23 protein-coding genes and 2 pseudogenes are annotated in these 21,419 nt (G+C 61.5%); 15 read left to right on the forward strand and 10 right to left on the reverse strand.

The annotated features are described in order from the left end of the window. Positions 1–304: 304 nt before the first annotated feature. Genes AC0L15_RS18825 through AC0L15_RS18835 form a run of 3 tightly spaced genes read right to left on the reverse strand, consistent with a single transcriptional unit; the run spans position 305 to position 1,370 of the window. On the reverse strand, positions 305–637 hold the full coding sequence (locus tag AC0L15_RS18825; RefSeq protein WP_353813086.1) for a hypothetical protein: 333 nt from the start codon (positions 635–637) through the stop codon (positions 305–307). Continuing rightward, positions 634–771 (reverse strand): hypothetical protein, encoded by a 138-nt coding sequence (locus AC0L15_RS18830; RefSeq protein WP_353813087.1) that lies wholly within the window; start codon positions 769–771, stop codon positions 634–636. The genes AC0L15_RS18825 and AC0L15_RS18830 overlap by 4 nt, the downstream gene beginning before the upstream one ends. Before the next feature lie 29 nt (positions 772–800). Beyond that, on the reverse strand, positions 801–1,370 hold the full coding sequence (locus tag AC0L15_RS18835) for a hypothetical protein (protein ID WP_473496739.1): 570 nt from the start codon (positions 1,368–1,370) through the stop codon (positions 801–803). Between the two features lie 1,135 nt (positions 1,371–2,505). Between AC0L15_RS18835 and gltS the strand changes: the two genes are divergently transcribed. Next, positions 2,506–3,720, forward strand: a complete 1,215-nt coding sequence (gltS, locus tag AC0L15_RS18840; RefSeq protein ID WP_473496740.1) for a sodium/glutamate symporter — start codon at positions 2,506–2,508, stop codon at positions 3,718–3,720. A 355-nt stretch (positions 3,721–4,075) separates the two neighbouring features. On the opposite strand, the gene AC0L15_RS18845 is transcribed toward gltS, so the two are convergent. Together AC0L15_RS18845 and AC0L15_RS18850 are read right to left on the reverse strand one after the other, a co-directional pair. Then, positions 4,076–4,771 carry a hypothetical protein gene (locus AC0L15_RS18845; RefSeq protein WP_473496741.1) on the reverse strand — a complete coding sequence of 232 codons (696 nt, stop codon included), beginning with the start codon at positions 4,769–4,771 and terminating at the stop codon, positions 4,076–4,078. A 67-nt stretch (positions 4,772–4,838) separates the two neighbouring features. Beyond that, on the reverse strand, positions 4,839–5,156 hold the full coding sequence (locus tag AC0L15_RS18850; RefSeq protein WP_473496743.1) for a hypothetical protein: 318 nt from the start codon (positions 5,154–5,156) through the stop codon (positions 4,839–4,841). 518 nt (positions 5,157–5,674) lie between these two features. On the opposite strand from AC0L15_RS18850, the gene AC0L15_RS18855 reads away from it, so the two are divergent. The 8 genes from AC0L15_RS18855 (at position 5,675) to AC0L15_RS18890 (ending at position 13,798) form a co-directional block, all read left to right on the forward strand. Further along, positions 5,675–6,898: a septal ring lytic transglycosylase RlpA family protein gene (locus tag AC0L15_RS18855; protein ID WP_287247958.1), complete on the forward strand. Its 1,224-nt coding sequence runs from the start codon at positions 5,675–5,677 to the stop codon at positions 6,896–6,898. Between the two features lie 209 nt (positions 6,899–7,107). After that, on the forward strand, positions 7,108–8,274 hold the full coding sequence (locus AC0L15_RS18860; RefSeq protein ID WP_287247960.1) for a D-alanyl-D-alanine carboxypeptidase family protein: 1,167 nt from the start codon (positions 7,108–7,110) through the stop codon (positions 8,272–8,274). Between the two features lie 64 nt (positions 8,275–8,338). Then, positions 8,339–9,010: a dTMP kinase gene (tmk, locus tag AC0L15_RS18865; protein WP_473496745.1), complete on the forward strand. Its 672-nt coding sequence runs from the start codon at positions 8,339–8,341 to the stop codon at positions 9,008–9,010. Beyond that, positions 9,007–10,062, forward strand: a complete 1,056-nt coding sequence (locus AC0L15_RS18870; RefSeq protein ID WP_473496747.1) for a DNA polymerase III subunit delta' — start codon at positions 9,007–9,009, stop codon at positions 10,060–10,062. The genes tmk and AC0L15_RS18870 overlap by 4 nt, the downstream gene beginning before the upstream one ends. An 80-nt stretch (positions 10,063–10,142) precedes the next feature. Further along, positions 10,143–11,696 carry a methionine--tRNA ligase gene (gene metG, locus AC0L15_RS18875; RefSeq protein WP_473496749.1) on the forward strand — a complete coding sequence of 518 codons (1,554 nt, stop codon included), beginning with the start codon at positions 10,143–10,145 and terminating at the stop codon, positions 11,694–11,696. Further along, positions 11,696–12,490, forward strand: coding sequence for a TatD family hydrolase (locus AC0L15_RS18880; RefSeq protein WP_287247967.1), 795 nt, complete (start codon positions 11,696–11,698; stop codon positions 12,488–12,490). The genes metG and AC0L15_RS18880 overlap by 1 nt, the downstream gene beginning before the upstream one ends. A 3-nt stretch (positions 12,491–12,493) precedes the next feature. Continuing rightward, positions 12,494–13,312: an MBL fold metallo-hydrolase gene (locus AC0L15_RS18885; protein WP_287247968.1), complete on the forward strand. Its 819-nt coding sequence runs from the start codon at positions 12,494–12,496 to the stop codon at positions 13,310–13,312. Positions 13,313–13,327: 15 nt separating this feature from the next. Then, the gene (locus AC0L15_RS18890) at positions 13,328–13,798 is read left to right on the forward strand and encodes a YbaK/EbsC family protein (RefSeq protein WP_287247970.1); all 471 of its coding nucleotides are present in this window, start codon (positions 13,328–13,330) and stop codon (positions 13,796–13,798) included. A gap of 56 nt (positions 13,799–13,854) precedes the next feature. Here AC0L15_RS18890 and AC0L15_RS18895 read toward each other — a convergent pair whose 3' ends face one another. Continuing rightward, a complete protein-coding gene (locus AC0L15_RS18895; RefSeq protein ID WP_091591074.1) occupies positions 13,855–14,508 on the reverse strand; it encodes a TetR/AcrR family transcriptional regulator in 654 nt (217 codons plus the stop codon). Positions 14,509–14,751: 243 nt separating this feature from the next. Between AC0L15_RS18895 and AC0L15_RS18900 the strand changes: the two genes are divergently transcribed. The 5 genes and pseudogenes from AC0L15_RS18900 (at position 14,752) to AC0L15_RS18920 (ending at position 17,557) form a co-directional block, all read left to right on the forward strand. Beyond that, the gene (locus AC0L15_RS18900; protein ID WP_287247971.1) at positions 14,752–15,699 is read left to right on the forward strand and encodes a homocysteine S-methyltransferase family protein; all 948 of its coding nucleotides are present in this window, start codon (positions 14,752–14,754) and stop codon (positions 15,697–15,699) included. A 183-nt stretch (positions 15,700–15,882) separates the two neighbouring features. Continuing rightward, positions 15,883–16,112, forward strand: a pseudogene (locus AC0L15_RS18905) (hypothetical protein); the annotation flags it as partial. Between the two features lie 223 nt (positions 16,113–16,335). Then, positions 16,336–16,535 (forward strand): annotated as a pseudogene (locus tag AC0L15_RS18910) (acyl-CoA dehydrogenase family protein); the annotation flags it as partial. Between the two features lie 114 nt (positions 16,536–16,649). Beyond that, a complete protein-coding gene (locus AC0L15_RS18915) occupies positions 16,650–16,976 on the forward strand; it encodes an acyl-CoA dehydrogenase family protein (protein WP_353813097.1) in 327 nt (108 codons plus the stop codon). Continuing rightward, positions 16,928–17,557 (forward strand): acyl-CoA dehydrogenase family protein, encoded by a 630-nt coding sequence (locus AC0L15_RS18920; protein ID WP_287247973.1) that lies wholly within the window; start codon positions 16,928–16,930, stop codon positions 17,555–17,557. Before AC0L15_RS18915 ends, AC0L15_RS18920 begins: the two co-directional genes overlap by 49 nt. 26 nt (positions 17,558–17,583) lie before the next feature. Here AC0L15_RS18920 and AC0L15_RS18925 read toward each other — a convergent pair whose 3' ends face one another. From AC0L15_RS18925 to AC0L15_RS18940, 4 genes are all read right to left on the reverse strand, one after another. Beyond that, positions 17,584–17,694, reverse strand: a complete 111-nt coding sequence (locus AC0L15_RS18925; RefSeq protein WP_245268700.1) for a DUF2076 domain-containing protein — start codon at positions 17,692–17,694, stop codon at positions 17,584–17,586. Positions 17,695–17,818: 124 nt separating this feature from the next. Then, positions 17,819–18,535 (reverse strand): Bax inhibitor-1/YccA family protein, encoded by a 717-nt coding sequence (locus AC0L15_RS18930; protein WP_287247974.1) that lies wholly within the window; start codon positions 18,533–18,535, stop codon positions 17,819–17,821. Between the two features lie 21 nt (positions 18,536–18,556). Next, positions 18,557–19,330, reverse strand: coding sequence for an anti-sigma factor family protein (locus tag AC0L15_RS18935; RefSeq protein ID WP_473496776.1), 774 nt, complete (start codon positions 19,328–19,330; stop codon positions 18,557–18,559). An 8-nt stretch (positions 19,331–19,338) separates the two neighbouring features. After that, entirely contained in the window at positions 19,339–19,857 is a 519-nt protein-coding gene (locus AC0L15_RS18940; RefSeq protein WP_287066635.1) for a sigma-70 family RNA polymerase sigma factor, read from the reverse strand. Positions 19,858–20,223: 366 nt separating this feature from the next. Here AC0L15_RS18940 and AC0L15_RS18945 point away from each other — a divergent pair, with 366 nt between their 5' ends. Then, the gene (locus AC0L15_RS18945; protein WP_473496752.1) at positions 20,224–21,375 is read left to right on the forward strand and encodes an OpgC family protein; all 1,152 of its coding nucleotides are present in this window, start codon (positions 20,224–20,226) and stop codon (positions 21,373–21,375) included. The last annotated feature ends 44 nt before the right edge of the window (positions 21,376–21,419 follow it).

Genomic DNA, 21,419 nt, shown 5'->3' on the forward strand with positions numbered 1-21,419 from the left:
GGTGGGGGGTGGCTTGTGGGGCCCATGTCAGGCGCGCCCGACCGACACGCTCCTTCACAGTTCGGGACCTCCTCATGGCCGGTCGCTCTCGCCCCAAACCCAAATTACTCTAAACGACCGGGTTCGACCCTTTTGCGGTCATTCAGTTGCGAGCGTTGCATGACGCGATCTGACCCTGACCGGACCTTCCCGCCGCCCAATACCACCTCGGAAACGGACGTTCAGTCAGTCGAACCGTTGCCAAATTCGTCGCTCACCTCCCTGGCGTACGCTTTCATCCCAAAAGCCCCAGTTGGACAGCGCCTCATTTGGAGAGAGTATCGAACCAGACCTTCCATTGTGGCACCGCGCTGGCGAAGGTGCCACGATGGGTGGTGTCCCCTGTCGATATAGCTTCGACGCGCTCGTTCCCGCTCCCAATCGCGCGCTGATAAGTCATAGCTAACCGCCCCAAGCCGGTGCTGACGGCCTCGTCGCTCTCCCCGTAATAGTTACGGACCGGCGTTTCGATGATCCAACGATAGGCTTGGGCGTCCGCCACGGGCCGCCCATAGGCTGAAGCGGCAAAGAAGCGGGGATTAAGATAATCAGAACGAACCAGCTTGTGCTGATCCGTCGAGATCTCGGCAGGGTTCAATGGTTCAATGGCCGCCTCTCGTAAAGGTCGCGCGATACAGCGTAATAATCATCGCTGATGACCGAGCGCGCCAGGCCGGGTCCGCCGTAGTAGTTCTCGAAGGAGAGGGCTGTCAGGATGACGATCGTCGTCATCCAAGGTGCATCATTGTTTCGTGGGAAGTTCAGGGATCATCAAGCACAGCCCGGCTGGCTGCCAGCATATCGAAAGTGGCCTGCTGATGGGTGCCCTTCACCAGATAACCCTCGGGCTCGTCGGACTCTCCCAAAGCAAAATAGTCCGCACCGACGAGTACGCATCCTTGTCCGGCGAACTGCGCGATCATGAGTTCGGTTTCGGGTGACTGCTCCGGGAACGAAGCACCTCTTGTTTTCCGTAGACTGTCCCATGCTGGTAGGAAATTGACAGGAAAGGCTGTCTCAGAGGTCTCAGGGATCGCAACAAGGGCCGTAGCCACAAGCGGCTTGTTGCCGCGTTCCAGGATCACTGAGGAGTAGGTGACGCGATAAAGCCGGACGGCATTGCGGGCCGGGCTATACGTGACCAGAAGCCCGAAGAATTCAGGCGCGTCTGTTTGAAGGATTTTGTTCAGCCGGTCGACATCCCAGCTTTCCAGGAACTGATACTGCACCCCCGATGCCATCCGAATCGGTTGATCTTTCTGTGCTGCGGCAGGCGTCGGAGAGAGAACCAACCCGCACAGCAATGCGAAGCACACGATCATCCGAAGCAAAGGCCACTACACGGTCATACATGGTTCGGTACTGGGGCGGGCGCTTGCACGGGGTAGGTTTCACGCATCAGGATAGCGGTTACCAGTGCGACAGCCACGCCGGCCAGTAGGGGCCAAGCGGCATAGCGCGCGAGTTCGAAGCCGCCGTGCCGGAAGGTGCCAACCGCCGGCTCCTGCAATTCCCGAAGTACTAGTCAGGATGGAACTGTAGCGATTTCTAAAAATTGTCTGTGACCAGTGGGCATGCCCCCCGCTGCCCGCTGCAGATCGGGACGCAAAACCCGGTCGGCCCGCGCTCTCCGCCAGAGGCGCGGGCTTATTACTCGCACGTAACACACAGGGCGCTGGTGCGCGTTTCGCCGGCATGAAGCAAACTCTCAGCGAAATGGCCGTTTTGGCAGATGCAGGCTTTGGGTCGCCTGGTTGACGGTTGATTGTGTCGTTCCCCGACAGCCGCCTTTCCTTTGGCCCAGTTGCCAGACCCGGTCTTGGTCGCGCCATTTCCGGTTATTGGCGGTGTGAAAACCTGGACGAGAACTGGTCGCCGCGTGGTCGTGTTGTGCTTTGCCGGCAGCTTGTCGGGCGAATGCTGGTGCTGCTTGCAATGAGTTTCGTCCACCATAGGTCAGACAATACGCAGCGGGTACGAAAGCTGTTGACGCTCATGTAGACGCACTGAGTTTCGGCGCTGCATTGATGGACATCCCTATGGTTGGAGCCGACCCATTTCTGCACGAACTGATGCTAAAGAGCTGCAAGGAGGCCTTAGCGGTTCGCACGCCTCCGCCTCCCCATCCACGTCGGATTGATGTGGGAGGATTTTGCACCCCCGCGACGGCAACCAAACATTAGGCTCGTCTGGGCCGGATCAGGCACAGAAATGGCCCGCGCAGCAGTGCATTTCCGGTCCCTTATCGGGGCCGAAGATCTCGGATTGTCGTCAAGTTGTTGAAATCATTGGTACGCCCAAGGGGAATCGAACCCCTGTTCCCGCCGTGAGAGAGAAATGGACAGCCAATAGATGGGGATCTGCGGCCTCGAACAAGTCGAACGGCCCGCCCGCTCATCGACGACGCAAACAAAAAGTTGGTGATCGGATAGAGTGTGTTGCACCGCGGGAACGAAGGAGGTTGACATGCCGGAGAAGGTAGCGAGCTTGGTCGCACCGGACTTCTTGGCTCTCACGGTCGGCATCGTCGTCTTCTTCGTCGGTGTGCTGATCACGCAGCGCGTATCGTTCCTTCGCACCTACAACATTCCCGAGCCGGTCACTGGCGGGTTTGTCGCCGCTTTGGCCTTCTGGGCGGTCTACGAGGTCTTAGGCTTGGAGATCGGCTTCGACATGACGACCCGCGACCGACTGCTGGTGATCTTTTTCGCCACCGTCGGGGTGAACGCACGCTTGACCGATTTGGCGGCCGGTGGGCGGGTGCTAGCGACGCTCTGCCTGATCACGGTCGTGTTTGTCTTTCTGCAGAACGGCGTCGGCACGATCGGGGCAATGGCGTTCGGCTTGCCGTTGTCGGCAGGGGTTGTGATCGGCTCGGTCTCGCTTGTTGGGGGACACGGCACCGCAATTGCCTGGGGGCCTACGATCGCTGCCGATCACGGGTTTCCTGCCGCACTCGAGATGGGCATCGCTGTCGCAACTCTTGGGCTGATCATCGCCAGCGTCCTCGGAGGGCCTATCGCGAAGCTGTTGATCGAGCGCCACGGCCTCGCGCCTTCGCCAGAAGTTTCGCCGCGCGGGGAATTGCCGCCGGAGGCAGATGCGGCGCCGATAGACAAGATGGGGATCATGCGCGCGATGCTCGTTGTCAACGTAGCGGTCATCCTCGGCTATCTGGTGCACAGCTGGATCTCGAGCTTTGGCTCGATCAAGCTGCCGCTCTTTGTGCCTTGCCTGATAATGGGCATCGTTCTGTCGAATACGGTGCCGATCCTATTGCCGCGGCTCAACTGGCCGGCGCGCACAGCCTCCCTTGATCTGATCTCCAGCTACGCGCTGTCGATCTTTCTTGCGATGTCGCTAATGAGCATGCAGCTTTGGATGCTGGCCGGCGTCGCCGGGCCGCTGCTCGTCATCGTGGCTGTGCAGACAGTGGTTGCTGCGGCCTATATCCTTTTGGTGGTCTTCCCGAGCCTCGGCCGCGACTATCAGGCGGCGGTCTTGTCTGGAGGGTTCACTGGGCTGTCGCTCGGCTCGACTCCTACCGCCATCGCCTCCATGTCGGCTATCACGCGGCATTACGGGCCGGCAACGAACGCCTTCATCATGCTGCCTCTGGTTTCCGCCTTCTTCGTTGATTTGGTCAACATGGCAGTAATCACCCTGTTCCTGCGACTCTGACCCTGCGGCCAACCACTGGGCGGACGGAAAACGCTGACAGCGACGCGTGGAATGAGCGTTTTCAGGATGGAGTCAGAAGCTAAAACGGCATTGGGGTTGAGATTGTCGCCCCGCTTCTTGCCGTCGCCAGCCCTTTGCCGTCTTTATGCAATCGCGCTTCGCGACCGCAGGGACGGCAATTCCGCCGGTTCGGGTGTCGCGCGATATCGAAACGGTGAGGGTCTTCGAACTTGGCGGGATCGCTGTTAGCCGCCACGAGGAATGCGGCGAACATGTCGCCGCGGCTTGGCGAAACCCGTCCGGCATTCTTGCTGCAGCCGGGATGCTCGCACCGATGAAAATGGCGCGTGGATGCCTACAAACGGGCGGGCCGTCGTGGGATAGCTTCTTTCGAGTCTTCCAAACGGCCCTCTGCATCGGCCGAAATAGCCGCATGCCAGAACTCGTAGGCGTCATGGTGCGCCTCGTTTAAGTGTTCATCGGGCCAATCATTGAGGCCGGACGTCATCAACGTCAGTTGGCCCGCCATCTCACAGCACGCGCGGACCATGGTTTCAACCTCGGAGTAGGTGATTTTGGCCTTTTCTGCATCCGGCCAAGCGATATGCGCGATCTGGCCGTTCCGGAATGACTGTATCCGGCCGAAGCCTTTGAAATCGACTTGGCGGTAGACCGAGAGGAACTTGTCCAGTGCCGCTGAGCAGGTCGCCGGCGCGTTTACTGTCGGACCTTGGCCGCTGGAGTACCATTGAACCACTTCCGCCAACGCTGTTGGCTGGTTCAGAAACCGATAGGCCGATTGCAGCGAGACTTCGGATTGGCGATCCATGACAGCGAACAATCTGATCAGCGTCATCATAATCATTTCCTGGCGAATTTCGTTCGCGCGCTCCTTCGCCAAGGCATTCTTGCCACGTGTCATTTTGATTGCTTCGTTAATGCCAGAATACATGCCGTATGCACGCACGGCCATCGACGTCCAAGAGTTCAACTCGGGCGCCATCCGCGCGACCTGCTGGAGCGTAGGTATTGGCAGTTCGACTTTGGGCATCCTAGAAAACCGTCACGGCTGAGTGATGTGGCACCTTTGGTTCAGCCGGCTGCCTCACAGTGGGGAGCTAACCAAACGACTGTCCTAGGCCTCCGAGCAATCCACCGACGAAAGGCCCAATCTTGCCATAGGTGTCGGCGCTTAGCGCTCCATCTTTTCCCTCAACGAGCGTCTTCTCAATGCACTTATCTAGGTCCTCGGATCCCTTTGGATCGGCTTTGATAATGGCGATCCCCTTCGAGGTCAGCTGCACCCCGTTGAAGTGGTCGCATGGGTCGTCAACCTGGATACTTGCTGCTCGGATCAAACCCTCGTCGATCATCCAGTGAAGCACGTCATTGAACGTCGCGTGAACTTCTTCTTCGTCGCCTTCGCGATAGAGCATCACCTCCATAGAGTCGCGATCAAATGATCCAGCACAAACCCAATGGTTTGGTAGTGATAGTCGAGTGACATGTCTCCAAGCCCACAGCGAACGTTGATAGAACATGCTGCTACGCTTTTTGCAACGCAACGCTACGGTATTGGATGGGAAGACGTGGCAACGCGTACCCTGTGGGCACGCCTCGGAGATCGTTTGCGCTTCATTGCTCTAGTGCGCCCAACGAAGTCCTGTCAACCGGCTGTTGCCGGTTCCTGCCAGGGGCAGGGCACGGGCGCGGGGCTTGAGCAGGACGAGCAGCGCTGCGCCAAAGCTCGATACGCTGTGATTTCTCACAGCGATCGCCGGGACGGCTTGTGCCACAATCTCGCCCGGTTCCGACCATAATCGGTTAATACGGTGATAAACAATTCCTGTGCACAAGGGATTGGGAATCAAGGCGGCGCTGGCATTGTCGGGTAGGTTTTGGCCCGGCCGACGGTCAAGTCGCGGCGCCTTTGTTGAGAGGGGACAATCGAAAAATGCCAAGCACGACGCGCCCGCGTCTTCGTCGCGCTTCCGCTTTCGCGTTGTGTGCCCTGTCGGCTGCCTTGCTGGCGGCTTGCGCGGCGCCGCCACAGCCGAAGGCAATGGTCAACAAGAAGCCTCGCTCCAAGGAATATTTTTCCGAATCCGAATATGGCGTAAAAGCCAGCCCGCGCGTTACCTTCAAGATGTCGGGCCTGCAGCGTGGCGGCGGACGCGATCAGCTCGGCAAGCCCTATCAAGTGCGCGGCAAGTGGTATTATCCGAAGGAAGACAAGCGCTACGCCAAGAAGGGTCTCGCCTCCTGGTATGGCGAAGCCTTCCACGGCAGGCTGACCGCCAACGGCGAAGTCTACGACATGACACATCTGACCGGCGCGCATCCGACAATGCCGCTGCCGAGCTATGCGCGCGTCACCAATCTGAAGACCGGCAGCTCGGTCGTCGTGCGCGTCAACGATCGCGGTCCTTACCATGACGGGCGCATCATCGATGTGTCGAAGCGGGCCGCCGAAATGCTCGACTACGCCAATATCGGCACGGCCAAGGTGAAGGTCGAATATGTCGGACGGGCGCCGCTTCACGGCAATGACGAACAGTATCTGATGGCCTCCTATAATCCAGGCAACAGAGTGCCGGATCCGTCGGACGGCCTGCCCACCGGCGTCATGATCGCCATGAATGGACCATCGCCGAGCACGGCGTTGGCCGCCGCTGCTGCCTTTCCCGGCCAGTTGACGAATTCCGCATCAGCACAGCCTGTCGTGGCAGCGGAGACGTCGGCCGCTGGCAGTGTGACGCTGCCCGATTTCGGGCCGATCGTACCGGAACGGCCGCAGATCAATCTGCCGCCGCAATCGCCGTTCAGGGTAGCGACGCTGTCTTACGCCAACGAACGCGTGCAGCGCGCCTCCACTGTCTTTGCCGCGCTGGATGGAGCCGGGCCCGCCGAAATCCTGCAATCGTGGAAGCGGCAAGTTCCTACGGCCGCTTTGCCCACGGACTATATCGCGGCGGGCTCGTTCGAGGATGCCGCCGAGGCGCAGCAGGTGGCAACCCAACTTTCCGGCTTTGGCAAGACCGAAATCCAGCGCTCCGAGTTCGAGGGCAAGGACTGGTATTCGGTCAATCTCTACCCGGACGGCCATGGCAGCCTGGACGAGATGCTGCAGGCGGCATGGTCGCATGGCGCGCCGGACGCGCTCGTGGTTCGGAATTGACCGGCAAAACCTGAAGTTTTGGCCGGTTGTCCATCGCGCGGTTGCTCGGCCGGGACAAAGCCTGATAATGCATGTCGCGCAAAAGTGTGCAGCGGTTTTGCGACAACGACATGCATGAAACAACAACCTGAAGCGCGTCGCGTGAGGTCGTCGAACGCGACGCGCTTTAGAGCTTGCCCGGAACTACCGGCTGACAGGTCGAACTTCTCATGAAATTTCGCTTCGCCGCGCCTCTCGCCGGGCTTCTGGGTTTTGGCCTCCTGCTGCTTTCGCTGGCTCCGGCCGCGGCGCAGCTTTTCGAAACCAAGGCCGCGCAGGCCTTCATGATCGATGCCGAAACCGGAACGGTGCTGTTTTCCAAGGATGCCGACAGGCCGATTCAGCCGGCGTCGCTGGCCAAGCTGATGACGATGGAGGTGGTGTTCAACGCCATCAAATCGGGGCGCGTGACGCTCGACAACACATACGTGGTGAGTGAGAACGCATGGCGCACCGGCGGCGCGCCATCCGGAACGTCGACGATGTTTGCCCAACTCAAATCGACGATCCGGCTTCAAGACTTGATCCAGGGCGTGACGGTCCAGGCAGCCAATGACGGCTGCATCATCATCGCAGAAGGGTTTGCCGGGTCGGAGGCGAATTTCGCAACTGAGATGACCGAGCGCGCAAGGCAGATTGGCCTCGAGAAATCGACATTCGTCAATGCAACCGGACTGCCGGCCGATGGTCAGCAAACGACGGTTCGAGAGCTTGCGCTCCTTGCCCTGCACATCTGGCGCGAGTACCCGGACCTTTATCGCTACTACGGCCAGAAGGACTTCACCTGGAACAAGATCACCCAGAGGAATCGTAACCCGCTGCTGGCGATGGATATCGGCGCCGACGGCCTGGCGATGGGCAGGAGCGAGGCATCCGGCTTCGGCATCGTCGGCTCGGTCAGCCACAGTGGCAGGCGGGTCATTGCGGCGATGAGCGGCCTGGAAAGCGACCGCGAGCGCGCCGAAGAAGCGCGAAAGCTGCTCGACTGGGGCCTTCGTTCCTTTGAGAAAACCGAGATTTTCGCCAAGGACGAGGTGGTCGGCGAGGTCCAGGTTTTCGGCGGTGCGAAATCCGGCGTGGCGCTGAAGGCCAAAGCGCCCGTGGTCATCTTCCTGCCGATCGCCAACCGCGACAAGCTGACCGCCAGGATCGTCTATGAGGGACCGGTTGCGGCCCCCGTGGAGGAGGGGCAGCCGGTGGGTGCGCTGCGGGTCTCGATCGGTGACACGCTGAGCCAGGAGACGCCGCTGTTCGCCGCCGAGCCGGTTGGCGTCGGCTCGCTGCCGCAACGCGCGCTCGATGCCGCCAAGGAACTGGCGGTCGGCTGGCTGCGTTAGCAGCCGCGGCGTGGACCTTTTCTCAAGTCAGGACTATTACGGTCCCGCAGCATGGACACAGGCTTTGGCGCACGGATTCTTCATCACTTTCGAAGGCGGAGAGGGGGCAGGCAAGTCGACGCAGATCGAGCGGCTGGCCAGCAAGATGCGCGCCAAGCAATACGATGTCCTTGTCACGCGTGAGCCGGGCGGCTCGCCAGGCGCCGAGGCGGTCCGGCATGTGCTGCTCTCCGGCGCTGCCGAGCCATTCGGTCCCAGGATGGAGGCGCTGCTGTTCGCCGCCGCGCGTTCCGACCATGTCGAGCAGGTCATCCGGCCGGCGGTCGAGCGCGGCTCGATCGTGCTTTGTGATCGCTTCATAGACTCCTCGCGCGTCTACCAGGGCGTCACCGGCGGCCTCGATCCAGCCTTCATGGACGCGCTGGAAAAGGTCGCCATCAACGGCATGGTGCCCGACATGACGCTGATCTTCGATATCGACCCGGCCGAAGGACTGCGGCGCGCCACTGCACGGCGGGGCACCGATGCCGGCGCCGACCGCTTCGAAAAGGAAACGCTCGATATCCACCAGCGCCGCCGCGAAGCCTTTCTGGCGATCGCCGCGGCAGAACCCGAGCGCTGCATCGTCATCGACGCGTCCGCCGACCCCGACACGGTGGAGAATGTCATCGCCGGCGCCGTGTTCGCGGCCTTGGAGACGATGACGCCGAGGCACAGGAAGCAGGCGCCGGGATGATTTTCGAACGGATCGCACCAGAACAGCACGACACGCTCGACGGCGTACCGGAGCCGTCCGAGACGCCGCGCCTGGTCGGACATGACCAGGCAGCGAACATGCTGGCCTCAGCCTATCGCTCCGGGAAGCTGCCGCATGCGCTGATCTTTGTCGGGCCGGTCGGTATCGGCAAGGCGACGCTCGCCTTTCATCTGGCGCATCATCTGTTGAAGCATCCCGCGTTCGAACAGGCGCCGGAGGTGCTTGCCGTTCCCGATCCGGCGTCATCGCTGTTTCGCCAGATCGCCACCGGCGCGCATCCTTCGGTGCTGCATCTGACCCGCCCGCCGAACGACAAGACCAAGAGTTTCAAGACGGTCGTCACCGTCGACGAGATCCGCAAGGTCAGCCGTTTCCTGTCGCTGACCTCGCATGACGGCAGCTACCGGGTGGTGATCGTCGACCCCGCCGACGACATGAATACCAATGCGGCCAACGCCTTGTTGAAGAATCTTGAAGAACCACCGGCACGCACCTTGTTCATCCTCATCGTCCATGCGCCGGGCAGCCTGTTGCCGACGATCCGCTCGCGCTGCCAGATGGTGCGGCTGACGCCGCTGGATGCCGAGAGCCTGATGACGGTTCTGGAGAGCGTCGAACCACCGCCTCCGGACGATGCCGCGGCGCGCGCGGCACTGGCCAAGCGGGCAGGGGGCAGCGCGCGCACCGCAATCCTGTTGACGCAATATGGCGGGCTGGAAATCGCCGAGACGCTCGACGCCCTGGCGATAGCGGCAAAGAGCGATGTTGCCGGCGCCTATCGCCTCGCGGAAGCGGTCGCCGGGCGCGACCGGGCGATCCAGTTCGATATCTTCAACCGCCGGGCGCTCGACCTGCTCTCGACCGGCGCAAGCCAGGCCGCGCTGGCGGGCGATCTGGCGCGGGCCAAAACGCTGTCCGACACTTGGCACGAGGCTTTGAACGCTATATCTGAAACCGACACCTACAATCTCGACAAGAAGCAGCACGCCTTGACCATGATCGACCGCCTGAATTCTGCAATGCGAATGTGACGGCCCATCGGGATGGCAATCGCCGTTTCGATGCGATATCCACCGGCATCATTCATTCAGACATTCATGACGGTTCATTCATGTCACGCGACACATTCTACATCACCACGGCGATTTCCTATCCCAATGGCAAGCCGCATATCGGCCATGCCTACGAGCTTATCGCCACCGACGCACTTGCCCGCTTTCAGCGGCACGATGGCAAGCAAGTCTTCTTCCTCACCGGCACCGACGAGCACGGCATCAAGATGCTGCAGACGGCGAAGAAGGAAGGCATTTCGCCGCGTGAACTGGCCGACCGCAATGCGGCCGATTTCCAGCGCATGGCCGTTGCGCTCAACGCCTCCAATGACGATTTCATCCGCACCACCGAAAAGCGGCACTACGCAGCCTCTCAGGCGATCTGGAAGGCGATGGCGGCCAATGGCGACATCTACAAAGGCGGTTATGCCGGCTGGTATTCGGTACGCGACGAAGCCTACTACGGCGAAGACGAGACCGAGGTCCGCGCCGACAATCTCCGCTACGGGCCGCAGGGAACACCTGTCGAATGGGTCGAGGAAGAGAGCTATTTCTTCCGTCTGTCGGCCTATCAGGACAAGCTCATCACGCTCTACGAAAACCAACCCGACTTCGTCGGCCCTGCCGAACGGCGCAACGAGGTGGTCAGCTTCGTCAAGTCAGGCCTGAAGGATCTTTCGATTTCGCGGACCACGTTCGATTGGGGCGTCCCGGTGCCGGGCGACGAGAAGCATGTGATGTATGTCTGGGTTGACGCCTTGACCAACTACATCACCGCTGCCGGATATCCCGATGAAAATGCTGACAATTGGCGCTTCTGGCCTGCCGATGCACATATCATCGGCAAGGACATTGTGCGCTTCCACGCAGTCTATTGGCCGGCCTTCCTGATGTCGGCCGGAATCCCCTTGCCGAACCGCGTCTTCGGTCACGGCTTCCTGTTCAACCGCGGGGAGAAGATGTCGAAATCGGTCGGCAACGTCATCGACCCGTTCGCGATGGTCGAGCACTACGGCCTCGACCAGGTGCGCTATTTCTTCCTGCGCGAGGTGCCGTTCGGCCAGGACGGCAGCTACAGCCACGACGCCATCGTCAACCGCACCAATGCCGACCTCGCCAACGGTCTTGGCAATCTGGCGCAGCGCTCGCTGTCGATGATCGCCAAGAACTGCGGCGGCATGGTGCCGAAACGCAGCGAGCTGGCGGAGGCCGACGGGGCGATCCTCGACCAGGCGGTGGAGGCGCTTGCTGCTGCACGCAAGGCAATGGCGGAGCAGGCCATCCATCTGGCACTGGCGGCGATTTTTGGCGTCGTGGCGGAGGCCGATCGCTACTTCGCCTCGCAGGAACCCTGGGCGCTCAGAAAGACCGATCCGGCGCGCATGGAAACGGTGCTGTGGACGACCGCGGAAGTCGTCCGACGCGTGGCGCTGCTGTGCCAGCCCTTCATTCCGGGGTCGGCCGCCAAGCTGCTCGACCTGCTGGCCGTACCGGCGGACCGCCGCGATTTCGTGCATGTCCACGCGGACCATGCGCTGGTATCGGGGGTTACTCTGCCCGCGCCGGAGGGCGTGTTTCCGCGTTACGTCGAGCAGCCGGACGCGAGCATCTGATGTTGGTCGACAGTCACTGCCATCTCGACTTTCCGGATTTCGCAGAGGAGCGGGCGGCCATCGTCGCCCGCGCCTTGGCCGCTGGAATCGGTCGCATGGTGACGATCTCGACGCGTGTGAAGCGGTTCCAACAAGTGCTTGAGATCGCTGAATCTTTCGACGAAGTCTATTGCTCTGTCGGCACCCATCCTCACAACGCCGCCGAGGAGCTGGACGTGACTGTCGAGGCGCTTGTCCGGCTGTCCGCTCATCGCAAAGTGGTGGCGATCGGCGAGGCCGGGCTCGACTATTTCTACGATCATGCGCCGCGCGATGCGCAGGCTCAGGGCTTTCGCACGCACATCGCCGCAGCGCGCGAGACGGGCCTGCCTCTGGTCATCCACGCGCGTGATGCCGACAGCGACATGGCTGATATCCTCAAGGAGGAAACAGGGAAGGGCGCCTTCCCGTTCATCCTGCACTGTTTTTCGTCAGGGCGCAGGCTGGCCGAAATCGGCGTGGCGCTCGGCGGCTATGTTTCCTTTTCCGGCATCGTGACTTTCAAGAATTCAGCCGAGCTGCGCGCCATCGCCGCCGATGTGCCACATGACCGCCTGCTGGTCGAAACCGACGCGCCGTACCTTGCGCCGGTACCGTTTCGCGGCAAGCGCAACGAGCCTGCCTATGTCGCGCATACGGCCAAGGTGCTGGCCGAAACGATCGGCGTCAGCGAGGCTGACATCGCCGCTGTCACCACGGACAATTTCTTCCGGCTGTTCAGCAAGATGCCGCGCCCGACCGCGCTGAGCGTTTGACGCATGAGCGACCGGCTGCGCCTCACCATTCTCGGCTGCGGCTCATCGCCGGGCACGCCGCGCATCACCGGCGACTGGGGCAATTGCGATCCGGCCAATCCGAGGAACCGGCGCATGCGCACCGCAGCGCTCATCGAGCGGATCGCGGCAAACGGCGACAGGACCACAGTCGTCATCGACACCGGGCCGGATTTCCGCGCGCAGATGCTGCTGGCTTCAGTCAGGCGCATAGATGCGGTCGTCTATACGCATCCGCATGCCGACCACATCCACGGCATCGACGATTTGCGCGGCTTCGTGCTCGAGCAGCGTCATCGGATCGATATCCACGCCGACCAGCCGACCATGCTGCGGTTAAGGGAAGCATTCGGCTATTGTTTCGAAACACCGTTAGGCAGTTCCTATCCGCCCATTGTCGAGCCCCATATCATCGACCATGCCCGGCCGGTGGTGATCGAAGGCGAGGGGGGTGCCCTCACCCTCGAGCCGCTGCCGCAGATCCATGGCGACATCATATCGCTTGGTTTTCGCATCGGCGGCCTCGCCTATTGCCCCGATGTTAGTGATTTCCCCGACGCCACCGCCGAACGGCTGCGCGATCTCGACGTGCTGGTCATCGATGCGCTGCAATACAGGCCGCATCCGAGCCATCTGTCGCTCGGCCAGGCGCTCGGCTGGATCGAAAAACTGGTGCCGAAAAAGGCCGTTCTGACGCACATGCATTCGCCGCTCGACTACGCTGCGGTGATGGCCGAGACGCCAGCCGACGTCGACCCGGCCTATGATGGCATGACGATCGAAATCCCTTATGTATCTGCATGATAGGTTCGGTTCTTCATGGCTGGAAGCATTGATCGTGTGACCAGGGCAGCGGGCGATGCCGGCCTCGACATCGAAATCAGGCGCATGGGCGCCTCGACACGCACCGCCGAGGAAGCCGCCGCGCAATGCGGCTGCACAGTCGCCCAGATCGTCAAATCCCTGGTGTTCCAGGGGGAAACCAGCGGAAAGCTGTTTCTCTTCCTGGTTTCCGGCTCCAATCAGCTCGATCTGGCCAGAGCTGCCGCACTGGCCGGCGAGCCGCTGAAGCGCGCCGACCCCCGGCAGATCCGCGACGAGACCGGCTTTGCCATTGGCGGCGTGGCGCCGATCGGCCATCTGATTGCGATCCCGGCGTTCGCCGACGAAACGCTGCTCGGTTTCGATCGCGTTTGGGCTGCGGCCGGCGCGCACGACGCGGTGTTCGCCGCCGAGCCGCAGGCAATGGTCCAGGCAGCGCAGGCTGTCGTGGCGACGCTGGCAGTCTGAATCGAACGCACCTGATACGTAGCCTCGGGGCCGCCGCAGCGTGCGACCGGCGCACTCTATTCGGCGGCGACGGCGGTGGGCGGCTGCATGATTTCGGGCGCCGCCGGCGCGAACAACATCTTTACGACGTTGCGGAAGGCGAGGATCTGGCGTTCGAGGACACGCGGGTCGCCGAGCCCGCGCGACATGATGATGCCGCCATCGATCACACAGGAGAACATGATGGCGACGTCGTCGAGGTCCATGCCCTTGCGGGCAGGATAGACGGCCGCGATCTCGTTCAGCGCATCGCGAAACCGCCCGTTCCAGGAGCGGACGGCGGCGGCGGCGATGTCGCGAACGGTGCGGTCAAAGAGGCGCTCCTGATAGGTGAACGTCGCGATCAGGCAGCCGGGGTGGCCGTTCGGCAAGTCACCCATCAGCTCGGCAAGCAGCTTGAGCGTGATCAGGAACGACTGCAACGGATCATCGGACAATTGCCGGCCGCGGTGAAACACATCATCGAAGATGCGATCGTTCTCCTCGACGTAGCGCAGCATCAAGGCGCGGGCGAGTTCGTTCTTGTCCTTGAAATGATAGAAGAAGCCGCTCTTGGTGATGCCGGCTTCGGCGATCACCTCCTCGATGGAAGTCGCGCCGAACCCCTTGGCGAGCACCGAGGCCTCGGCGATCTCCAGAATGCGTTCGCGCGTTTCCGCACCTTTGCGCATGACCGAATGCCCTTAAATCTACCGTACCGGCGGTATGGTTTTCACACCCGCCACCATCGGCACTGATAGCAATATGACCGGGCCAGCGCGGCTATCCGTCTGTAATTGCTGCGATTTCCGCTTCGGTGGAGTACCGGACCACAAGCCTTCTACCGCACCGGCGGCACGTACTGCTAAAACCTTGCTATTGCGAACCGGCCGCCATCAGGGCGGCACGGTGTCATCTTACCACTGGAGACAAACATGGCCAAGTACCGCGAGAATCTGCCGCAACTCGCCAACAGAACATTCCTGAGCGATGGCGGCATGGAAACGACCCTCATCTTTCACGAAGGCCTCGACCTTCCGCACTTTGCTTCATTCACGCTGATGGCAACGCCTGAAGGCCGGCAGAAGCTGAGGGAATATTTCGTCCGTTATCTGACCATTGCACGCAGAAGCGGGACCGGCTTCATCCTCGACACGCCGACGTGGCGAGCCAACCCCGATTGGGGAACCTTGCTCGGCTACGGGCCGGAAGCGTTGCGGGCCGTCAACGAGGCCTCGATCGAGCTTCTTCTCGATCTGCGCAATGAGTTCGAGACCGCCGAAACGCCGTGCGTCATCAGCGGCGCGATCGGGCCGCGCGGCGACGGCTACAAAGCCGGCAAGATGGACGCCAGCGAGGCGGAAGCCTATCACGCGGCGCAGATCGAGAGTCTCGCGCGGACCGAGGCCGACATGGTTGCGGCCTATACGCTCACCAATTTCCACGAGGCAATCGGCGTGGCGCGGGCTGCCAAGGCGCATGCCATGCCGTGCATGATCTCGTTCACCGTGGAGACGGACGGCAAGCTGGTGACCGGCATGGCGCTCGGCGAGGCGATCGACAGGGTCGACGACGCGACAGACGGTGCGCCGGCCTACTATATGATCAACTGCGCCCATCCGACGCATTTCATGCAGGCGCTGAACAAGGGCGAGCGCTGGCTCGATCGCGTCTATGGCGTGAAGGCGAACGCTTCAACCAAAAGCCATGCCGAACTGGACGAATCGGAAACGCTCGACGCGGGCGACCCGGACGATCTCGGGCGGCGCTACAGCAGGCTGACAGCTTCGTTTCCGACGATGCGCATCCTGGGCGGTTGCTGCGGCACCGACCACCGGCACGTCGCGGCGATCTGCGAGGCCTGCGTGCCACAGGCGGCGTAGGAACTATGTGCGTCCAGGGAGACGCAACGCTACCAACCGCAGTTCCGCTGGTTCCAAGGAAACAAGGACTGCGGTTGGGCCGAAAAGCACCGCATTCAAAACGCAGGTTAGTTCCATAATCTATCTTATGCGACTTTCTGAGGGGTGGAAGCGGGTTCTATCTTGAAGTGCGACATTGCAGCGATATCAAGGTATGGAGCCACTCGTGAAACTCACCTATCCCAGATCGATTTGGATTCACGTCGGAAGATCGAGCGCTGGCGACGCGCCGGCGTCGCTGTCGACGTAATTGCGGAGAAGCTCGGTCGACGATCTTCCGCGAGCCCGGAACAAGTTTGAGGACCGTGAGATGCCGGACTTGGCCGGCCCACTTCTGTGTTGCCGCGAACAGCTCCGCAACCTGCCGTCAGACGGTCGTGCCTCGAGTCACGGGACAGTAGCTTCCATGTTTCGGATGTAACCGAATTCCCCTTCTCGTGAAATTGTCCGGTAGTCCGCTGCTCCGATCATCGCGCTCCGGAAGTCAGGAGGATCGGATGGACAGTTACGACGTCGACAATTGTTTCGCTGCCGAGCGCCACAATCAGATTCGGGATCAGGCACGGGCCTTTGCGGAGGCCGAGATCCATATCTGCCATGGAAGCCTCGCGGTCTGTTGACAATGACCTATCTCGGCTGATCGCCCGCCACGGCTGGATCGGCATCACCATCGGCAAAGAATTTGGCGGCCTGGGTCTCGGGCATCTGGCCAAGACCATCGTCATCGAGGAAATCTCGCGCGTCAGCGGCGCTATGGGAGCGATGGTGCAGGCCTCGCAGCTAGCGTCACGAAAATTATCCATTTCGGCAACGAAAGCCAAAAGCGGAAATGGCTTCCGGCCATCGCCAAGGGGGAATGTCTGCCGACCATTGCCGTAACCGAACGCCAGTCCGGCAGCCACGTGCTCGGCATGGCGTCCAACGCAGAGCGCGACGGCGACGGCTATATCCTCAACGGCCACAAGACGTATGTCGGCAATAGCCATGTCGGCGATCTGCATGGGGTGATCGTCCGAACCGGAGGCGGCTCGAAGGGACTGTCCGCGTTCCTCGTAGAGGCGGATCGCCCCGGCCTCTCACGTGCCGCACTGAAGCCGGCGATGGGCTTGCACGGCTTCGGTTTTGGGGAACTTGTCTTCGACAACTGCCGGGTCCCCGCTGAAACCTGCTCGGCAAGGAGGGCGACGGCTTGGCTGTGGCCTATTCTTCCAGCATCCTCTACGGGAGGCCCAACCTGACCGCCGTCGCGCTCGGAATCCACCATGCGCTTGTCGACGAGACCGTGGCATTTGCTGCGCAGCAGCACCGTTACGGCAGCCCTCTTTGCGAACTTCCGACCATTAAGCAGAAACTCGGCCAGATGCAGTCGCGGCTGATGACCGCCCGGATCGCCGCCTATCACGCAGTGCATATGCTGGACCGCGCCGTGCCGTGTGACCCTGAACTGATAAATGCCAAGCTGATCAACGTCGAGTACGCCTTGGATTCGGCCCGCAATGCCATGGAGGTGCATGCCGCCTGTGGATTGTTCGCCGACCGGCCCATCGAAAGATTGCTGCGGGATGCGCACCACATCTTCGCGCCGGCGGGCACCTCTGACGTGCAGCTCCTCAGGTTGGCAGAGTTCGCCTTGGGCACCTCGAAGACACAGTGGTCACAGCGGCTTGCTTCGTCGGCTGGATCGCAAGCTTATCGCCACCATGGATGCCCGGTCTCCTACCAGCCAGCTTCGCCCGATGCAGCCACCCAGCGACAGGCCCGTATCAGCCCGACGTTTTCCTCGATTGCCGTGCCTCCTACCCTCCCCGGCGCCATGTAGTATGGGGCGCCGGGCTGCCTGGCAATCTAATCGTTGATGAAGCGTTCCGCTTCGGCGTCGCGCGGCGGCGTCTGCCGCTCGACATTCGCAAGTTTCTCGAAAAGAGTGCCGATCGCCTGCTGGTCGTTCCTGTCCATGGGAAGCAACTCCGATATCCAGGCGCGCCGCGTTCCGAGAGATTTTCGCGACGCGCTTCAAGTCTCTGTTCATGCATGTCGCTGCTCCAAAGCCGCTGCCGCGACATGCATGGATTTGACGCGGCTATTCGCGCTCGCCGGTGAAGTTCAACAGCAGCTGGAAGATGTTGATAAAATTCAGATAGAGCGAGAATGCACCGAAGACGGCGAGCTTCTGCTGCGATTCCGCACCGAAGTTTTCAGCAAATTGCTCCTTGATCGTCTGGGTATCCCAGGCGGTGAGACCGATAAACACGGCGATGCCGATCACCGAGATGGCGAACTGGAGCGCAGTCGAGCCGAGGAAGATGTTGACGATGCTGGCGATCACCACGCCGATCAGACCCATGATCAGGAAGGACGAGAACTGGGTCAGGTCGCGTTTGGTCGTGTAGCCGTAAAGACTGGTCGCGCCGAACATGGTGGCGGCGATGAAGAAGGTGCGCGCGATGCTGGTCCCGGTGAACACCAGGAACACGGACGCCAGCGACAAGCCCATGACCGCACAGAATGCCCAGAACATCGCCTGAGCGCCGGCCGTGGACATCGTCTGCATCCGGAACGAGAACAGCAGCACGAAGGCGAGCGGTGCCAGCATCACCACCCACTTCAACGGAGTGGAAAAGATCGGCACGTAGAGGGCTGGCGTGGAAGCCACGACGAAGGCGATCACGCCGGTAACGACGAGGCCAACGCCCATGTAGTTGTAGACGCGCAGCATGTGCTGGCGCAGGCCTTCGTCATAGACGGCGCCGGTTTGGGCTCCGACGCCGGTGCGGTATCCTAGATTGGGGGTGTTCATGCGGGTTCTCCTTTGTGAAGGTCAGTAAAGCGTGTTGGCGAGCGTTTCTGCGGTGCGATCGAGATCGCGGACACCGCTTCGGGCGACGACTGCGTAAGCAACTTCGCCGATCTGGAAATAGGCCGAGGAAATTTCGCCCGACGGGGCGACGGTCGGCTGGACCACGTCGAACGTTCCGGGCCTGATCGCGAACAGCGAAACCAGTCCCAGGTCTCTTGTGTCGACAGCCATCTCGACGCTCGGGCCGAACTGCGATGGATAGATCTGGACGTCACGGACTTTCCAGTCCTTCGGCAGCGACGGCATGACGATCGCCGTGGCGGCGCGGATTTCGTCCGCATCGTAATCCGGCGCTTCGGGCTGGGATGACATGCCCTCGCGTATGATCGTCGTCCTGTGCGCCCGGATCGCCTCCTCCAGATAGACGGGCGGCTGGGTCGAGGCGACGACTTTCGTCACCGATATCGGCCCGACGATGCCGTTAGCCAACCAGCCGGCAGCCACCAGGACTGCGACCGCCGCAGCCCGCTGCAACGTGCGCAAGGCGCGCCCTCGAGCCAGTCCCCGTTCCAGCCGCCGCGCCGCATCAGCCGTCGCCGGCCGCGCCATGCCCTTGCATCCGGCGAGCGCCACGCGCAGTTCGTCGCGCGTCCTGAGATCGGACATCACGCGGGCGGCAGCCTCCGGACGGGCGGACAGAAACGCCTCGACCTCAATGCGGCGGGCAACGTCCAGCTGGTCGTCGACATAGGCGTCGAGGTCGGCATCGGTCACCGGGTCGCGCAGTTCGCTCATCATGGACATCACGGGCCTCCCACGATCTTGAGGTGGCTTTTCGCATGTGCCGGCAATTTGTCCTCCATCTCGCGAAGCGCTGCGCGCGCCCTGCCGATGCGCGACATCAGCGTTCCCAGCGGCACGCCGCTGGCCTCGGCCGCCTGGCTGTAGGTAAGTCCCTCGATGGCGACGAGATGCAGCGCCGAACGCTGCTCATCGGGCAATTTGAAAAAAGCTTCGCGTACCTGTGCCAGGCGGACGGAATGCTCCTGGGGTGCCTGCATGCTGGCGTCGGCAAGATATCCGGCCTGCTCGACACGCGCCGCTTCGGATTTGCGGGACCGCAAGCCGTCGATGAAAGCGTTGTGGACGATCGACAGCAGCCATGCGCGCAGGTTTCCGCCGGATCGAAAGGTGCCGCGCCGCTCATAGGCACGCACCAGCGCGTCATGCACAAGATCCTCTGCTTCCGCGCTGTCGCGCGTCAGCGAACGCGCGTAGCGGCGCAAAGAACCAAGCTGTCCTACGATATCGAAGCGTGGCATCGACCCTCTCACGTCCTGTTTACGGAGCATGGCAGGCTTTTAATCCCGCTCTTTGAGTTTTTTGCGATCCGGGATGTCAGGCACAACCGGTACAACGCCACCAGTGCGCGTACGATTCCTTGTCCGGGAACGAGCGGCCCTCCCCTCAGCCGACACAATTCGCCGCGCGGTTTTAGCGCCACCAGGGATTCCGATGTTTATCCCTGAATTAATTTGTGACGCGAAAAATCGCGAAAGTGTCATCTTTTTCGGGGCACTTGCGAGTTATAGGCAGGAAACATTCACCGCCGAATCTTCCCTTCGCCGACGGCCCTTTGGGCCCGCTTTTGTTCAACGAATTATCGACCCGACATGACAAGCCCCGACATGACAGGCAATGTGCCAGCCCAGCGGGATACCCGCATCGATGTCTTCCGCGCGCTGGCGCTGCTGACGATCTTCGTCAACCACGTGCCGGGGACGATCTTCGAGTATGTCACGCACAAGAATTTCGGCTTTTCCGATTCTTCCGAAGCCTTCGTGCTGATTTCGGGGATTGCCGTTGGGCTCGCCTACGGACTGAAGTTCCAGCCGGGGAATCGGTTGCTCATCACCCTGAAGGCCTGGCGGCGTGCCGGTGTCCTCTATGTCACCCACGTCATGACCACTGTCGCGACGCTGGCGATCTTCTCGGCGGCTGCATTGCATTTCTCGCGGCCCGATCTTTTGAAGCTGATCAACATCCAGATGATCATCGAGGACACGCCGGAAGCGCTGCTCGGCATCGCGGCGCTCGGGCATCAGATCGGCTATAACAACATTCTTTCCATGTATGCCGTCGTACTTCTGATGATGCCGCTTTTCCTGTGGATCGGCACTTTCAGCCTGCGCCTGATGCTTGCTGCGTCCGCTTTCCTCTGGCTCATCGCCGGCATTTTCCAGATCGCGCCCTCGAATTTTCCCGGCGACGGCTTCTGGTTCCTGAACCCGCTCTCCTGGCAGTTTCTTTTCGTCATCGGCATCGCCGGCATGCTGCATATCAAGCGCGGCGGCGAAATCCGCTTCAACTGGATGATGGCGAGCGCGGCCGTCCTGTATCTGGTCGGCGCGCTGATTTGGGTGCGGTTGCCGCTGTGGGGCATCGAGACGGCCTCCGGCCTGCCTACCGTGCTGACCGGCTTCGACAAGACGTTCCTGTCGCTGTCGCGCCTCATGCACATTCTGGCGATCGCCTATCTGATCGTGGCAATCCCGGCGCTTTCCAACCTGGCGAAGACGAGGCCCGGACACCCGCTCGCGGTTCTCGGCAAGCATTCGCTGCCGGTGTTCATCGCCGGAACGATCCTCGCCATGATCGCGCAGGTCATGAAGGTCGTCAGCCCGGGCGGCCTCCTCTACGACGCGATCCTGATCTCGACAGGTATCGCGCTGCAGTTCGGCTTCGCCTACTACCTCGAATGGTTGCCGCGGATCGGTTGGGGCGGCAAGAAGCAGCAATCTGGAGCCGCCTTGCCGTCTGCTGCTCTCAAGCCGGCATGATAGAACGGCGCGACGCGCCCTGCGATCAAGGCTTTTCGCCGGTG

The organism is Mesorhizobium sp. WSM4846 (assembly GCF_055811415.1).

Coding starts and splice junctions, on each gene's coding strand:
- AC0L15_RS18855 (WP_287247958.1), top strand. CDS start 5,675: ATGCCAAGCACGACGCGCCCGCGTCTTCGTCGCGCTTCCGCTTTCGCG.
- AC0L15_RS18870 (WP_473496747.1), top strand. CDS start 9,007: ATGATTTTCGAACGGATCGCACCAGAACAGCACGACACGCTCGACGGC.
- AC0L15_RS18900 (WP_287247971.1), top strand. CDS start 14,752: ATGGCCAAGTACCGCGAGAATCTGCCGCAACTCGCCAACAGAACATTC.
- AC0L15_RS18895 (WP_091591074.1), bottom strand. CDS start 14,508: ATGCGCAAAGGTGCGGAAACGCGCGAACGCATTCTGGAGATCGCCGAG.
- AC0L15_RS18945 (WP_473496752.1), top strand. CDS start 20,224: ATGACAGGCAATGTGCCAGCCCAGCGGGATACCCGCATCGATGTCTTC.
- AC0L15_RS18930 (WP_287247974.1), bottom strand. CDS start 18,535: ATGAACACCCCCAATCTAGGATACCGCACCGGCGTCGGAGCCCAAACC.
- AC0L15_RS18860 (WP_287247960.1), top strand. CDS start 7,108: ATGAAATTTCGCTTCGCCGCGCCTCTCGCCGGGCTTCTGGGTTTTGGC.
- AC0L15_RS18915 (WP_353813097.1), top strand. CDS start 16,650: ATGGCGTCCAACGCAGAGCGCGACGGCGACGGCTATATCCTCAACGGC.
- gltS (WP_473496740.1), top strand. CDS start 2,506: ATGCCGGAGAAGGTAGCGAGCTTGGTCGCACCGGACTTCTTGGCTCTC.
- AC0L15_RS18885 (WP_287247968.1), top strand. CDS start 12,494: ATGAGCGACCGGCTGCGCCTCACCATTCTCGGCTGCGGCTCATCGCCG.
- AC0L15_RS18940 (WP_287066635.1), bottom strand. CDS start 19,857: ATGCCACGCTTCGATATCGTAGGACAGCTTGGTTCTTTGCGCCGCTAC.
- AC0L15_RS18935 (WP_473496776.1), bottom strand. CDS start 19,330: ATGAGCGAACTGCGCGACCCGGTGACCGATGCCGACCTCGACGCCTAT.
- AC0L15_RS18850 (WP_473496743.1), bottom strand. CDS start 5,156: ATGCTCTATCGCGAAGGCGACGAAGAAGAAGTTCACGCGACGTTCAAT.
- AC0L15_RS18845 (WP_473496741.1), bottom strand. CDS start 4,771: ATGCCCAAAGTCGAACTGCCAATACCTACGCTCCAGCAGGTCGCGCGG.
- AC0L15_RS18830 (WP_353813087.1), bottom strand. CDS start 771: ATGACGACGATCGTCATCCTGACAGCCCTCTCCTTCGAGAACTACTAC.
- AC0L15_RS18880 (WP_287247967.1), top strand. CDS start 11,696: ATGTTGGTCGACAGTCACTGCCATCTCGACTTTCCGGATTTCGCAGAG.
- metG (WP_473496749.1), top strand. CDS start 10,143: ATGTCACGCGACACATTCTACATCACCACGGCGATTTCCTATCCCAAT.
- AC0L15_RS18925 (WP_245268700.1), bottom strand. CDS start 17,694: ATGGACAGGAACGACCAGCAGGCGATCGGCACTCTTTTCGAGAAACTT.
- AC0L15_RS18890 (WP_287247970.1), top strand. CDS start 13,328: ATGGCTGGAAGCATTGATCGTGTGACCAGGGCAGCGGGCGATGCCGGC.